Origin of the sequence: Bacillus sp. REN3 (genome assembly GCF_017912555.1) — a bacterium.
GTDB lineage: Bacteria > Bacillota > Bacilli > Bacillales > Cytobacillaceae > Mesobacillus.
The window spans coordinates 24831-39681 of sequence record NZ_JAERSD010000004.1 but is presented as its reverse complement, the minus strand read 5'-3'; the positions used below and the strand labels follow the sequence as shown (position 1 = coordinate 39681).

Sequence of the window (14851 nt, the reverse complement as noted above, 5' to 3'; positions counted from 1 at the left end):
TACGATGGAAAATATATTAGAGGTCAAAGATTTAAACATCTCCTTCCATACCTTCGCAGGGGAAGTTCAAGCGATACGAGGCGTTGATTTCGAATTGAAAAAAGGGGAAACTCTTGCTATTGTTGGGGAATCTGGATCAGGAAAGTCTGTAACTACCAAAGCGATCATGAGATTGCTCCCTCCTGGCAACTCGGAAATAAAGAAGGGGCATATCCTTTTTGATGGCAAGGATTTGACGAAACTGACGGACAGACAAATGCAAAAAATCCGCGGGAAAGATATCTCGATGATTTTCCAGGATCCAATGACTTCATTGAATCCGACCATGACAGTTGGCAAACAAATCATGGAGCCGCTGATCAAGCACCAGAACATGAGCAAGTCCGCTGCTAAGGAACGTTCTTTGCAATTGCTCAAGCTGGTTGGGATACCTAAACCGGAACAAAGAATCAATCAATATCCTCATCAGTTCTCTGGTGGAATGAGGCAGAGGGTTGTCATTGCCATTGCGCTTGCGTGTAATCCGAAAATCTTGATTGCCGATGAGCCTACAACTGCACTGGACGTGACAATCCAGGCGCAAATTCTTGAATTGATGAAGGATTTGCAAAATAAAATCGATACTTCAATCATTTTCATTACGCACGATCTCGGTGTGGTGGCGAACGTAGCTGACCGCGTCGCAGTCATGTACGGTGGAAAAATCGTTGAAATTGGCACGGTTGATGAAGTTTTCTATAATCCACAGCACCCGTATACATGGGGATTGATCAGTTCGATGCCGAGCCTGGATACAAGAGAAGAAGAGCTTTACGCGATTCCGGGAACTCCGCCGAATTTATTGCATCCTCCCAAGGGAGATGCTTTCGCACCAAGGAACGAATATGCAATGCAAATCGATTTAGAAGAACAGCCTCCAATGTTCAAGGTTTCTGATACTCATTACGCTGCTACCTGGCTTTTGCATCCGGATGCACCAAAGGTTGAACCGCCGGAAGCTGTCAAGAGCAGAATGCGCAAGTTCCAGGGAATGAAATAACCAATATGGGGGGGACTGTTTTAATGGAAAAGAGAGAAAAGCTTCTCGAAATCAAAAACTTGAAGCAATACTTCAATATGGGAAAACCGAATGAAGTAAAGGCTATTGATGGTGTGTCCTTCGATATATATAAAGGGGAGACATTGGGACTTGTTGGTGAATCTGGCTGTGGGAAGTCAACAACAGGGAGAACGATCATTCGCCTTTATGATGCAACAGATGGGGAAGTCTACTTCAAGGGCGAAAATGTACATGGCAAAAAGAGCAAGAAGGAATTAAAAAAATTCAATCGAAGCATGCAAATGATTTTCCAGGACCCATATGCCTCCCTGAATCCCCGCATGAAGGTGGCAGATGTGATTGCAGAGGGAATCGATATCCATGGACTTGCAAAGAACAGCAAAGAAAGAATGGAACGGGTATATCATTTGCTTGAAACAGTTGGCTTAAACAGAGAGCATGCCAACCGCTATCCGCACGAATTCTCTGGCGGACAGAGGCAGCGTATCGGGATTGCCCGCGCACTTGCCGTGCAGCCAGAATTTATTATTGCAGATGAACCGATTTCAGCACTTGATGTTTCGATTCAGGCCCAGGTTGTCAACCTGATGAAGAAGCTTCAGCGTGAAAAAGGGTTAACATATTTGTTTATTGCCCATGACCTCTCAATGGTAAAATATATAAGTGATCGGATTGGTGTCATGTATTTCGGCAAGCTAGTAGAACTGGCATCTGCTGATGATCTGTATAAAAACCCGCTTCATCCATACACTCAATCACTATTATCAGCGATTCCGCTCCCGGATCCAGAATCTGAGCGTACTCGACGGAGGAAAACGTATGATCCTAACATGCATGGATATGCTGATAATGAAGAAGTGACAATGCGTGAAGTAGCGCCTGGCCATTTCGTCTATTGCTCAGAGAAAGAAATGAAACAATACCAGCAGCAACTTGCTAAATAAACCCAACGATCTCTTTACTGGAGATCGTTTTTTTTATTTATTCCCCAAAAAGTTTACATAGGTATAAAACAGCTGATGAATGTTATGAAGAATAGGTGACTTGGAAGGGAAGGTGCGCATCAATCAACATAGCCGCCAAACAAAACAATCCTTAACAGGGAATATATTCCATTAGGAAAACCATTATTCGGCAACTAAAAGCTAAGAAAGTGGGTAAAATAGTTTCATAGATACGAACCACTGTTTCATTTATACTAAAAGATGGTAGGATTTCAGAAAGGAGAGATAGGTTGGCACACATAAAAAAAATCGCAGCAGCAGCTATTTTGGCAACATCTTTCATGAATTGGCTGCCTGTGATTTCAGCAGCAGAAGAACAATCGCCGGCAGATTCCATGCCAGAGCGGGCACATGAATCACTAGTGCGGAAGGTACCTTCAGAAATACCGAGGTTTAAATTCAATTCAGGTTTGAACTTTGAATATCCCGATGCAGTCAGAGGGATCTACGTAACTGGAAACTCAGCAGGTGGTGAAAAATTCAACAGTCTTGTCAAGCTCGTGGATGAGACCGAGCTTAATTCGATGGTCATCGATATAAAAGAGGACCATGGCTACCTTACATACATGCCGGATAAGGATTCACCTTTCAGGGACATAGGAAAGGCGCATATTAAGAATCCGCGGAAAATGTTGAAAACACTCGAAGAAAAGAAAATCTATCCGATCGCCAGGGTCGTCGTCTTTAAAGATTCAGCCCTTGCCAAGAAGAAGCCGGAATGGTCATTCAAAGACGGAAACCAGGTTTGGAAAAATGGCAGGGGGGAGTCCTTCGTCAATCCATTCGTCAAGGATGTGTGGGACTATAATGTTTCAATTGCGATTGAAGCAGCAAAGATGGGATTCAAGGAAATCCAGTTCGATTATGTACGCTTTCCCGAAGGATTTGAAAACAGGGATGCCTCTTTGGCATATTCAACAGGAGAATATCATGATGTAAAAATGGATAATGTCCAGAAACGGGTCAAGGCCGTAACGGAGTTTGTCGCATATGCTAGGGAAAAATTAAGACCTTATGATGTGAAGGTATCAGTCGATATTTTCGGGTATACTGCCACATTGCCGGAAGCGCCAGGTATAGGCCAGAACTTTTCGAAGATCTCAGAACATGTGGATGTGATCTCCTCCATGATTTATCCAAGTCACTGGGGCTCCTATTTCGGAATAGCCAAACCTGATATGGAACCATATAGGCTAGTAGAGCAATATGCCAAACTCGAAAAGAAAAAGCTGGATGACCTAAAGACTCCTCCAATCTCCCGGCCTTGGCTTCAGGATTTTACGGCATCGTGGCTTGGTAGTGGAAATTATCGCGTTTATGGGAAAAAGGAAGTGGAAGCCCAGATTAAAGCGCTTAATGACAATGGAATAAAGGAATTTCTCTTGTGGAATGCCAGCAACCGCTATACCCGGAATGTTGATTACACCCCATAATTATACATGACAGCTGCCGTTTCTAGATGGAAAGAAACAGCCTGAAATGAAGTTCATTCATTTCAGGCTGTTTTCAAATTAGTGGTTTATTGGCAACAAGATGAGGTAAAATAAAAAGTGGGATTATTTTTTGCCGCCAACATTCTTCCAGCCTGTCTGAAGCCTGGCTGATTGGTCCGAAAATTCTGATCGGTTTTTGCCACCGAAGAATTTAATGCCAACACCGTTCATCAAGACACCGATTGTTGCGGTAATTCCAATAATAAGTCCAGCAACCAAGGTTAAATCCATTATGTAACCACCCATGATAAACCTCCACCTTTTTTCACAATCAACTGAATGAGTTGTGTAATATAATTTCATGATCCCCTTCTCCTTTATTCTAAAAGAATTGTCGATGTATTGAAAGGGCTTTATCAAGAAAATATAGGAGAAACACTCCCAGATCATGATTATATTGAAAAAGTTGGGTGCTTATCATGCTGGAAATAAAGTAAAAGGAGATAAGCAATGCATTGGTATGAAAAATTGAATCAGTATTTCCCGATTGAGGAGATGAAATCTAGAGAACATATGGAGACCCTCCTGAAGGAAAGGCCAGAAATTTACCACAAAGATGAAGGGCCGGGCCATGTGTTAATGTATGTTGAATTGGAGGACTTCGTCTTCATCGATTATTTGTTTGTAGCAAAAGAGACAAGAGGGCAGGGGTTAGGCCATAAGCTGATCGAGAAGCTCAAAGCAAAGGGGAAGCCGATCATCCTGGAAGTCGAACCGGTTAACTATGAAGACTCCGATACCGAAAAACGGCTTCGTTTTTATAAACGTGAAGGATTTGAGCATGCGCGGACAGTCGGTTATCGCAGGAGGTCATTGGCCACAAAAGAAATAAATGAAATGGAAATTCTCTATTGGGCCCCAGGAAATGCTTCAGAAGAAATGGTTTATGATGCCATGAGAAAAACATATGAGATGATCCACACATATAAAGATAAAACCTTTTACGGGGAGTCATACCAGCATGTCGATGAAGTTCTCACATTAGAAGATGAACGGGATGATTTACTCGAGAAGTTGTAAAGATCAAACGCAATCATGCATAGTAGCATGATTGCGTTTTCATTTTCATGTCATAAATGAGAATAAGTTTTTTTTAAAAAAAAGGTTTTAAACTGTTTCCTGCCGGGTAAATATAATTAAATTAGGATTTTGGGCTTGTGAACGGACAAAATGAAAGATAATAACACGAATGTTTATAAAGATAGTGCAAGAAAGGCGATGAAAAATTCTTAAATCAATGAAACTTTTTTGGATTTTGTTCGTTATATTAAGTGAGAGTAAAAAAAGCTTACATACATCCCAGGAATATTTCTAAAAAAAAGGTTACCTTTCTTTTTTGATTAGTGTATAATAAATAATATGAATTATAAAATTATACTTATTATTATTTAAGAAAAAGCCGTCAGGATCGGAGCAAATAATATATAAGTAAATCTATAGGGAGTGTGAATAACCAATGGTCACTTTATACACTTCACCAAGTTGTACTTCATGCAGAAAAGCAAAATCATGGCTTGAAGAACATGAAATTCCATACACTGAAAGAAATATTTTCTCAGAGCCGCTATCGATCGATGAAATAAAGGAAATCCTTCGAATGACAGAGGATGGGACCGATGAAATCATTTCTACCCGTTCAAAGACATTCCAAAAGCTTGATGTCAATCTTGAAACGATGCCCCTCCAGGAATTGTTCGAGCTGATCAAAGAAAATCCTGGCCTGCTCCGCCGCCCCATTATCATTGATGAAAAGCGTCTGCAGGTTGGCTATAATGAAGATGAAATCCGCCGTTTCCTGCCAAGGAAAGTACGTACTTTCCAGCTGAGAGAAGCACAAAGACTGGTTAACTGATTCAAAGCTCCCTGTTTTTCATAATGGGGAGTTTTTTTGTGTGCCCGGGAAATTGAAATCCCGGTATATTTCTGATAAGATGTATAAAATACATGCATTGTATCTTTGTACGAGCCTTTTCTGAAAATGGGTATTCATTTTATTTCCCAAAAGGATTAAGATGACATAAAATAAAAGTACAAGATCGTTAGTCTTATTCATCTTCCCTAAATAAAAACAAAGGGATCCTGAGTTATTCATTTAGGGTAAATGAAAAATGAAGAAGCTTTCATGGGGGTATTTTGTCCCTTCAAATCTTTGCCTGGAAGGGAGAGAAGAGAATGGAAATCGAACGTATTAATGAAAATACGGTCAAGTTTTATATTTCCTATTTGGACATAGAGGAACGCGGATTCGATCGGGAAGAAATCTGGTACAACCGCGACCGCAGCGAAGAACTCTTCTGGGAAATGATGGATGAGGTCCACCAGGAAGAAGAGTTTGCAGTTGAAGGCCCTTTATGGATTCAGGTACAGGCGCTTGAAAAAGGTCTGGAAATCCTGGTAACCAAAGCCCATTTATCCAAGGATGGACCAAAATTCGAGCTTCCGATCCCTGGTGACAAAGCCAAGGATCTCCCAGTCGATGAGAGAATCGAGGAGCTGCTTGACCATCAGTTCAATTCAAATGGAGTACAGGAAAATGATCCAGCTTTTGATGACGATCTTGAGTTCCTGCTGCAATTCAACGATTTTGAAGATGTCATCGCCCTTTCAAAGAGGCCGGGGATCGATAAAATCAAAACCAGTTTGTACAGTTTCTCAGAAAAGTATTATTTATATATAGAGTTTCCTGAGCAGGAGTTCGAGGATGAAGAAGAAATCGATAACATCTTAAGTATCCTTCTCGAGTTTGGTACGGAGTCGAATGTTACGATCCACCGCCTCGAAGAATATGGCATTAAGATCATCGGAGAAGATGTCTTCAGTGTCCTAAAGAAACATTTTGCTTAACAGCGAGCCGATTTCAGAAATGAAGTCGGCTTTTTTGCTATGATGATATATGAATCCTTTTCATATATAGAAACGTATAAATTAACAATGAATCCGCAACAGCGGGGAAATAAGAGAGAGAATTCAGGTGAAGACTGTTGAGAAATACCGTACGTGTGTTGTTGTTTATCATTTTGCTGGCTGGAATCTATTATATCTTAAATGAAAAGCTGCAGGACGGGTTTCTGGGGTATATCAGTATCCTGATGACTTTGTCAGTGATTTTCATCAGCTTTGTCATCTTCCTTGAGAACCGCCATCCGGCCCAGACATTAACCTGGCTGGTCGTGCTCGGAGGATTCCCTCTTATCGGCTTTATTTTTTATCTGCTATTCGGGCGCAATTACCGCAAAGAGAAAATGTTCAGGAAGAAGTATTTCCTCGATAAACAGACTTTCCTTAAAATCGAGGGGGAAGCGGAGAAAGCAAATGAGTCAAGGATGCTTGAGATGGAAGCCGATCACCGGAGATTGTTTACACTCGCACAAAAACTAGGCAACAGCCCAATTTCTTTCTCAACTACGACAAAGATTTTGACGAATGGGGAAGAGACTTTTAGCCATATTCTTGAACATTTAAAGAAAGCAAATCATCATATCCACATGGAATACTATATTGTACGGGATGACCTGATCGGGGAAGAAATTAAAGACGTATTGATCAAAAAGGCCCTGGAAGGTGTAAAGGTTCGATTCCTGTATGATTCAGTGGGATCCTGGCAGCTGTCAAAAAAATATGTGTCCGATTTAACGAAGGCCGGGGTCGAAATGGTTGAATTCGGGCCGGTGACATTTCCGTTTTTGAATAGCAAATTCAATTTCAGGAATCATAGGAAAATCGTTGTCATCGATGGATCGACAGGTTTTGTTGGAGGCTTGAATATTGGAGACGAGTATTTGGGAAGGGACAAAAGCTTTGGATTTTGGCGGGACACCCATTTGATGGTCAGGGGCGAAGCGGTCAGGAGCCTCCAGCTTATCTTCTTGCAGGATTGGTTTTATATGACGAACCAGAGTTTCCTGACATCGGAATATTTGTCGCCTCCTCTGATCGAAAATACGCATGGAGGTGTCCAGATGATTGCCGGTGGCCCGGACAATGAATGGAGTGTCATCAAGAACATCTTTTTCTCGATGATTTCATCTGCGGACCATTCGGTCTGGATCGCCTCTCCTTATTTCATACCAGATGAAGATATATTTTCTGCCATCAAGATTGCTGCGCTAAGCGGACTTGATGTCAGGCTGCTCGTTCCCCAGCGTCCGGATAAAAGGATCGTTTTTTTTGCTTCACGATCCTATTTCCCGGAATTGCTTGAAGCAGGGGTAAAAATATACGAATATGAAAAAGGGTTCATGCACAGCAAAATCGTCATTGTCGATGGAAAACTCGCTTCCATCGGTACCTCGAACATGGATATGAGGAGCTTCCACCTGAACTTCGAGGTCAATGCCTTCCTGTATAAGACAGCAAGTACGGAAGAGCTGGTGATGGAATTCGAAAATGATCTGCTCGCTTCAAAGGAAATCCTCCTTGATGAATTTAATAAAAGGCATTTTGGCTATCGGGTCCTTGAATCAACATCAAGGCTGCTGTCGCCGATGCTGTAATGGAAGAACGCCCAGACCGGGCGTTTTTTTCGATGGATTGTTTCTGGTTCAGTGCTGATTGGAAAAATTCCGATTTTCGTAAAGAGGATTTTCAGGATGGCAGGCGAATATTCAAAATGGAAAGGAGGCGCATGTTATTGTGCTTATTGCAAACCGAAAATCGGGAGAAAAGCTCTCGCTTGCAGAAAGGTGGAAAAAAGAGGAATTATCTGCCATCAGGAACAAGGAGAAGTTCTATTGTCCGGAATGCAATGAAGAAGTGATTTTGAAGCTTGGCAGCAAACGGATCTGGCATTTTTCCCACCAAGCGGGGAGCAGCTGCGAGAGCCAGTACGAACGGGAGTCGGATTACCATTTATCAGGAAAGCTGAAGTTGTTTGAATGGCTCGTCAAGCAGGGAATCGACGCAGAACTTGAAAAGTTCGATCCATTGGTCAGGCAGAAGCCTGATATAGCTTTCAGCTGGAACGGAAAGAAATATGCTCTCGAATACCAATGTTCTGTTATTCCTGAAGAGCTTTTCATCAAAAGGACAGTGCGATACCTTGAAAATGGGTACATCCCTATTTGGATTGCTGCCGGCAGCCTTATCAAGCGAGCAGGTGCGCATACTTTTTCCCTTAGCCCATTTTTATATCTTTTCTTGCGCCGGACCGATGGATCATGGACGTTTCCTGCCTTTTGCCCCATTACTGAACAATTCATCCACCTGCATTCTCTTCTGCCGGTCTCCTCACGCAGGGCAATTGCCACGCCCGTAGTTAGTTCACTCAGTAAATCCTCCATCAGACACCTCATCATGCCAACATTCCCGTCAAAGCCATTTCTAAAACAATGGAAGGCTGAACTGCAAAGATTCAAGGCAAGATATATGAAATACCCATCTGCTTATGGCGATCCCTTTCTCCGCGAGCTATACGAGCACCGCCTCAACATCCACAGTCTTCCTCCTGAAATCGGACTTCCTTTATTTTCCGGTATTTATATCGAGACACCATCCTTAATCTGGCAGGCATATCTTTATCTGGACGTATTCCGATATTTGAAAAAAGGCGAATCGGTCGAGTACAGTGATATTCGCGCGGCCTTTTTGAAGCGGATCAACAGGCAGCAAATCCGGTTTCGGAAGCTTCCAAATCATCAAGGAGGAAATGGAGGGGATGTGCTGGATGAATACTTGCTGCTTCTTACCGAACTCTCCATCCTGAGGAAAATAAATCCTCAACGATTAAAAATGATTGAAGAGAGAACAGTTCAGCTGACGGTAGAAGAACAAATGCGGCAGGTTGACAGATTTTACCAAAAAATAGAAAAAACTTTCCGCGAAGTCTATAAGCTTGCAAGTGAAAGGGGGAAATGATAACGAAAGAATGGTTAAGATAAAATGGGGACTTTTACGTTATAATTGGACATATTAGAAGGAATTGAAAAGTCATTAGCGAATGCTTAATGTGGGAGAAAAGTTCTTCGAAAATCGAAATGTCGCAAGGAGGATCATTATGTCGAACCAGAATACTGTAAAGAAATTACCTTCAAGAAGTGAAGTAGCGGTTGAAGATACTTGGAGGCTTGAAGACATTTATGCTAATGATGAGGCGTGGGAAAAAGAATTCGAGGAAGTAAAGGGAATGCTTCCTGGAATCCAGGAATTCCAAGGGAAATTAGGGGGAAGCGCTGACCAGCTTTACAATGCGCTTCAATTGCAGGACCAGATCCTTGAACGCTTGGGACGGCTGTACACTTACGCTCATATGAGATATGACCAGGACACGGCCAACTCATTCTATCAAGGAATGGATGACAGGATTAAAAACTTGTATACACATGCTGCAAGTTCCTTCGCATTCATCGTTCCGGAAATCCTTGCGGTTGATGAGGCGGACATCAAACGTTTTTTGGATGAAAAAGAAGAATTGAAATTATATGGACATGCACTAGAAGAAATCAATCTTCAGCGACCGCATGTACTATCTGCTACGGAAGAGGCACTGCTTGCACAAGCATCAGAAGTAATGAGCTCTCCTTCCAACACTTTTGGAATGCTGAATAACGCAGACCTTGAATTCCCGTCAATCAAGGATGAAAACGGGGAGGAAGTTGAAATCACCCATGGCCGGTATATCCGCTTCCTTGAGAGTGAGGACCGCCGGGTACGGAAGGAGGCGTTCCAGGCAGTCTATAAGACTTATGGCAGTTTCCGCAATACATTCGCAAGCACACTGAGCGGAAATGTGAAGAAGGATAATTTCAATGCGCGGGTACGAAAGTATGATTCTGCCCGCCACGCAGCGCTTTCGGCCAATAACATTCCTGAAAGTGTATACGAAAATCTTGTGGACACGGTGAATAAAAACCTTCACCTGCTCCACCGTTATGTAAAGCTCCGCCGCAAGGTGCTTGGCGTTGACAAGCTCCACATGTATGATCTCTATACGCCTCTTGTCAAAAATGTCAAGATGGAAATCTCGTATCAAGAGGCAAAAGAAATCATCCTGAAAGGGCTGGAGCCATTGGGGGAAGAATATATCAATATCCTGAAGGAAGGGTTCCAAAACCGTTGGGTGGATGTACAAGAAAACAAAGGCAAACGCAGCGGTGCATATTCTTCCGGTGCTTATGGGACAAATCCTTACATCCTGATGAATTGGCAGGATAATGTCAATAACTTGTTCACTTTAGCCCATGAGTTCGGGCATTCCGTCCACAGCTATTATACACGTAAGACCCAGCCATACCCTTATGGCAGCTATTCGATTTTTGTTGCCGAGGTAGCTTCAACGTGCAATGAAGCTTTACTGAATGACTATATGTTGAAAACGACTGAAGATGAACAAGAGCGTCTCTACCTATTGAATCATTATCTTGAAGGTTTCCGCGGAACGGTCTTCAGGCAGACGATGTTTGCTGAATTCGAGCATTTGATCCACCAGAAAGCACAGAATAACGAAGCATTGACAGCCGAATCGCTGACAACCGATTACTATGAGCTGAACAAAAAGTATTTTGGCTCCGAGGACATAGATATTGATGAAGAAATCGGTTTGGAATGGTCAAGGATCCCTCATTTCTACTACAATTACTATGTCTATCAGTATGCGACTGGTTTCAGCGCGGCAACAGCTCTCAGCAAGCAGATCCTTGAGGAGGGGGAGCCCGCGGTTAAACGCTATGTCGATTTCCTGAAGGCGGGAAGTTCTGATTATCCAATCGAAGTATTGAAAAAAGCAGGAGTCGATATGACAAGCCCTAAGCCGATTGAAGAAGCATTTAAGGTATTCGAGGAAAAATTGAACGAAATGGAAGGACTGCTGTCATAACTTGAAAAAGAGCGATAGTCCTCTGGCAGAAAGGTTGTCCTTTCACCTTCAGGATGGATAGCTTGTCCTGATCGAAGGGAATTTCAAGGTCCAAGACAGAATTGCTGATAAAACTGTTTGCCCGGCCGGGAAAACTGTTTCCGGCCGGTTATTAAAATCCTCTGAAACTCCTACGGCTGTTTAGATAGACAAGCAGGCTGAACAGCGAAAGGAACATGAGCGGGGATGTGACATACAAAGGGATGATATGCATCAACCCGCATATATGTACGATGAACGAAAGCAAGATGAACAGGGATAGCAGGAACAGGATGAATTTTTCCAAGGAAAACCACCACGCCTAACATTGATTTGCTCCTAGTGTATGCGGGAATAACAAAAAAATGAATAGATTTGACAATAATGTGAAATAACACACAAACATATTGTGATGGCTTTGAGAGCATGGTATATTTAGAGCGTGAAGTTGATCACAAGCAAACATATACCCCTTTGTTTGACCGTGAAAAATTTCTCCCATCCCCTTTGTTCGTATTATAGAGAGAAAGGCCCTGCCGTTGGAGAGCTGCAGGGCCTTTCTCGTGTTTTCTGGCTGGATATGTCATCCCTATTATTGTATTCGCAAATATTCCTGTATAAAAAAGCTGGCATCAGCTGAGTCATTTTATTGAGCACAAGATTAGCAAAAAGAGGACATGCTTGTCATGCACAGGGAATGCCACATGCAGAAGAAAAAAACCGTGCGCCTGCACGGTCATTCCTCGATCGATCTCCAAAACATTCCGTATTTTGCCGGTACTTGCTCGACTTTTTGTTTGAGCAATAGTTTTTTCATTTCCTTTTCCGCCTGTGCAGAAGTCATGTCGTATACGACTGCCACTTCCTTCGTTGCGACCATTGTATAATGCTTAATGAAGTTCTCAATGGAAGGAGGCTTCGCAGGCTCCGGTTTTTCAGGAAGCATTTCTTCTAGGATTTGGACGTATACCTCATAAGGATAATATCCGGTGATTTTAATTCCTTCATCTTCAACATTCTCGTTAAAGAATACGAGTGTTGGGATTTCCTCCACATCCATTTCGTTCGTGATTTTCAGATCTCCCTGGAATGCACGGGCAGCCGTTTCCGAGTGGATATCGGTGACAAACTCTTCAACATCCAGGCCGACATTTCGGGCGCAGCTTTTCAACACATCGAAATTTGATATATTTTGTTTCTCAAGGAATAAAACTTCCTGAAGCTTGCGCAAAAAACGAATGCCTTTCTTTTTGCCCTGCAGCTCAGCTGACTTGATGGCGATGGAAGCCAGATATGGAGAGGAAACCGGGTTTTCGAACCACAGGCTGCCGTCACAGGACATCCCGGTCCTGCTCGCTGTCTTTTCCCAAAGTTCGGCAATCGTCTCATACCGTTTCTTTCTGCACATATTCAAGGTTGCCAGTTTTCCGCTTAATACATGGCGGATTGAGAAATACTTCCCATATTCAATCTGCAGCTTCTTGGTAATCGGCTCAAGTGCCCAGCACTCAGGGCAGAGCGGATCAACGAACATGTATATCTCTAGCGGCTTTTTATCCATGCTGTGGCACAGCTCAGCAGGATCATAGCATAATAAATTTTCCCTGCTGAGTCTCATGTGTTTTCACCATCTTCACCATCAGGTGTGTTGATCATATGCTGTGCCGTCAGGTTAAGGCGTGCATAGAAATCGTCCCTGACAGGCCCGTCCAGGCCAACTTCATCCATTGCTTCGGCCATGCAGGCAAGCCAGGCCCTGGCTCTTTTCGGTGTCACCCGGAAAGGCAGGTGCCTTGCGCGGAGCATTGGATGGCCATGTTCATTTGTATATAAAGGAGGTCCTCCTAAATATTGAGTCAAGAACTGTTTTTGTTTGCGTGCGGTTTCAGATAGATCATCCGGGAAAATAGGAGCAAGATCAGGATGCATTCCAACACGGTGGTAAAAAGCGTCGACCAGCCGGTGAAGTGTTCCTTCGCCAATGGCTTCGAATGGTAGGCTCTTATTCTCAACCATATTTATAACTCCTTTGAAAAGAATTTTTATAGTGGAAAAACGGTTCCAGCATTCAAGTTATGCTATTTATTTTAGCAATGCTAAATTTATATCTCAAATAAATAGCTTAAAGACGCAATGTGTCTTAATAATGTACACAAAAAAACCGTCTGTTGCCAATGACAGACGGTTGGAAATATCATCCATAGAACATATTCCTGATCTTTTGTACGTAATTCTGTGTTTCCCTGAACGGCGGGATGCCTCCATATTTATCCACGTTTCCCGGTCCGGCATTGTATGCGGCCAGTGCTAATTCAAGACGGCCGTCATATTTATCCATCATCTGCCTTAAGTATTTCGTTCCTGCGAAAATATTTTCAGCGGGATCAAAAATGTTCTTAACGCCAAGTCCCCTTGCTGTTGACGGCATCAGTTGCATCAAGCCTGAGGCGCCAGCTGGACTGACAGCGTTCGGATTGAAATTCGATTCCTTTTGGATGACAGACTTTATTAATTTCACAGGCAGATTGTATTTAGCTGCAGCCTGTTCGACGATTTCATCAAAATCATTGTTCTTTAAAGACAGTTTCGTCAGCTGGACAGGGGGGAGCATTTGCTGGATGCTGTTCTGTGCCAGGTTGAAAATGCGATCCTGATTGACATTGCCTGCTGGATGAACATCATCCACCAGGGTTGCGACTGTTCCCAGAACCTGATTTTTGCCATCAAGCATACCAGACAGCATTTCCTGAAAAAGGCCGTTTCCCGATTGCCCTGCAGGCTTGCTGAAATTTTGGAGAGCCTGCAATTCAATCATGGCTTTTAGTTGTTCAATGTTCATATATCGAAACTCCTGTCTCACTTTACTCTTTCAATTGATGGTATTTCGCCAGATAAAACCTTCTGATTTTATTATCGGTCGGCCTTATTGGAATGTTAAGTCCTTCTAGCAAAGCTGAAAAAATCTTTGAACCTTCCTCTTCATCCGCCACTTCATATTCTATCTCATAATCTTCCAAATTTAAATAGTAACTATGGTCCAGTACGAGCAGGCCCCCCTTGTACTCGAATTCGGCGCGGATTGTTGTTAGGGAGCCGAAATACTGCAAAGAATCCAAATTGCCTATCAGCCTGGAGACTGCCTCTTTCACTGCACCCTCGATCGGCTTTCCGGAATGGATCATGTCTTTTGCAGCATCCGCTGATATGGATTGGTTCGTTTCCAGCAATCCACGGGGCGCTGGCTGTTTCAGGGTCATCTCGAAGCCATTTTCTTTTTCGCGGATCCGTAATGCCGAGCCGTTCTCTTTCAAGGAAAAAGACCTCGTGTCAAAATAATGGTTGGTCTGTTTTTTAAAATCGGAAGCAGTAACATTGAAAAAGTTCAGAAGCCGCCGGAATTCCTCGGCGGTAAGCATATTCTTGAATTCAATTTCGATATTCTCGGTCATATTTTCTTCCTTTCACG

General features: G+C 42.8%; 15 protein-coding genes. 9 read left to right on the top strand and 6 right to left on the bottom strand.

Annotated elements, in window-relative coordinates:
• Positions 1-4: 4 nt before the first annotated feature.
• The 3 genes from JJQ88_RS04590 (at position 5) to JJQ88_RS04580 (ending at position 3497) form a co-directional block, all read left to right on the top strand.
• Entirely contained in the window at positions 5-1039 is a 1035-nt protein-coding gene (locus JJQ88_RS04590; protein WP_210364562.1) for an ABC transporter ATP-binding protein, read from the top strand.
• Between the two features lie 23 nt (positions 1040-1062).
• Complete coding sequence (locus tag JJQ88_RS04585) at positions 1063-2004, top strand: ABC transporter ATP-binding protein (RefSeq protein WP_210364561.1); 942 nt, start codon at positions 1063-1065, stop codon at positions 2002-2004.
• 341 nt (positions 2005-2345) lie between these two features.
• Positions 2346-3497: a putative glycoside hydrolase gene (locus tag JJQ88_RS04580; RefSeq protein WP_210364783.1), complete on the top strand. Its 1152-nt coding sequence runs from the start codon at positions 2346-2348 to the stop codon at positions 3495-3497.
• 123 nt (positions 3498-3620) lie between these two features.
• Here JJQ88_RS04580 and JJQ88_RS04575 read toward each other — a convergent pair whose 3' ends face one another.
• Positions 3621-3803, bottom strand: a complete 183-nt coding sequence (locus JJQ88_RS04575) for a hypothetical protein (protein ID WP_210364560.1) — start codon at positions 3801-3803, stop codon at positions 3621-3623.
• A gap of 204 nt (positions 3804-4007) precedes the next feature.
• Between JJQ88_RS04575 and JJQ88_RS04570 the strand changes: the two genes are divergently transcribed.
• From JJQ88_RS04570 to pepF, 6 genes are all read left to right on the top strand, one after another.
• The gene (locus JJQ88_RS04570; RefSeq protein WP_210364559.1) at positions 4008-4577 is read left to right on the top strand and encodes a GNAT family N-acetyltransferase; all 570 of its coding nucleotides are present in this window, start codon (positions 4008-4010) and stop codon (positions 4575-4577) included.
• A 436-nt stretch (positions 4578-5013) separates the two neighbouring features.
• Complete coding sequence (spxA, locus tag JJQ88_RS04565) at positions 5014-5409, top strand: transcriptional regulator SpxA (protein WP_207498861.1); 396 nt, start codon at positions 5014-5016, stop codon at positions 5407-5409.
• 320 nt (positions 5410-5729) lie between these two features.
• Positions 5730-6401, top strand: coding sequence for an adaptor protein MecA (mecA, locus tag JJQ88_RS04560; protein ID WP_210364558.1), 672 nt, complete (start codon positions 5730-5732; stop codon positions 6399-6401).
• Between the two features lie 137 nt (positions 6402-6538).
• Positions 6539-8050, top strand: a complete 1512-nt coding sequence (gene cls, locus JJQ88_RS04555; RefSeq protein ID WP_282597664.1) for a cardiolipin synthase — start codon at positions 6539-6541, stop codon at positions 8048-8050.
• 139 nt (positions 8051-8189) lie between these two features.
• Complete coding sequence (locus tag JJQ88_RS04550) at positions 8190-9410, top strand: competence protein CoiA (protein WP_210364557.1); 1221 nt, start codon at positions 8190-8192, stop codon at positions 9408-9410.
• A 139-nt stretch (positions 9411-9549) separates the two neighbouring features.
• Positions 9550-11367: an oligoendopeptidase F gene (gene pepF, locus JJQ88_RS04545; RefSeq protein WP_210364556.1), complete on the top strand. Its 1818-nt coding sequence runs from the start codon at positions 9550-9552 to the stop codon at positions 11365-11367.
• A 151-nt stretch (positions 11368-11518) separates the two neighbouring features.
• On the opposite strand, the gene JJQ88_RS04540 is transcribed toward pepF, so the two are convergent.
• From JJQ88_RS04540 to JJQ88_RS04520, 5 genes are all read right to left on the bottom strand, one after another.
• On the bottom strand, positions 11519-11692 hold the full coding sequence (locus JJQ88_RS04540) for a hypothetical protein (protein WP_210364555.1): 174 nt from the start codon (positions 11690-11692) through the stop codon (positions 11519-11521).
• Between the two features lie 429 nt (positions 11693-12121).
• Positions 12122-13003 (bottom strand): ClpXP adapter SpxH family protein, encoded by an 882-nt coding sequence (locus JJQ88_RS04535; RefSeq protein WP_282597663.1) that lies wholly within the window; start codon positions 13001-13003, stop codon positions 12122-12124.
• Positions 13000-13401 carry a globin domain-containing protein gene (locus JJQ88_RS04530; protein ID WP_210364554.1) on the bottom strand — a complete coding sequence of 134 codons (402 nt, stop codon included), beginning with the start codon at positions 13399-13401 and terminating at the stop codon, positions 13000-13002. Before JJQ88_RS04530 ends, JJQ88_RS04535 begins: the two co-directional genes overlap by 4 nt.
• A gap of 178 nt (positions 13402-13579) precedes the next feature.
• A complete protein-coding gene (locus JJQ88_RS04525) occupies positions 13580-14224 on the bottom strand; it encodes a lytic transglycosylase domain-containing protein (RefSeq protein WP_210364553.1) in 645 nt (214 codons plus the stop codon).
• A 22-nt stretch (positions 14225-14246) separates the two neighbouring features.
• On the bottom strand, positions 14247-14834 hold the full coding sequence (locus JJQ88_RS04520) for a CYTH domain-containing protein (RefSeq protein WP_210364552.1): 588 nt from the start codon (positions 14832-14834) through the stop codon (positions 14247-14249).
• Positions 14835-14851 lie beyond the last annotated feature (17 nt).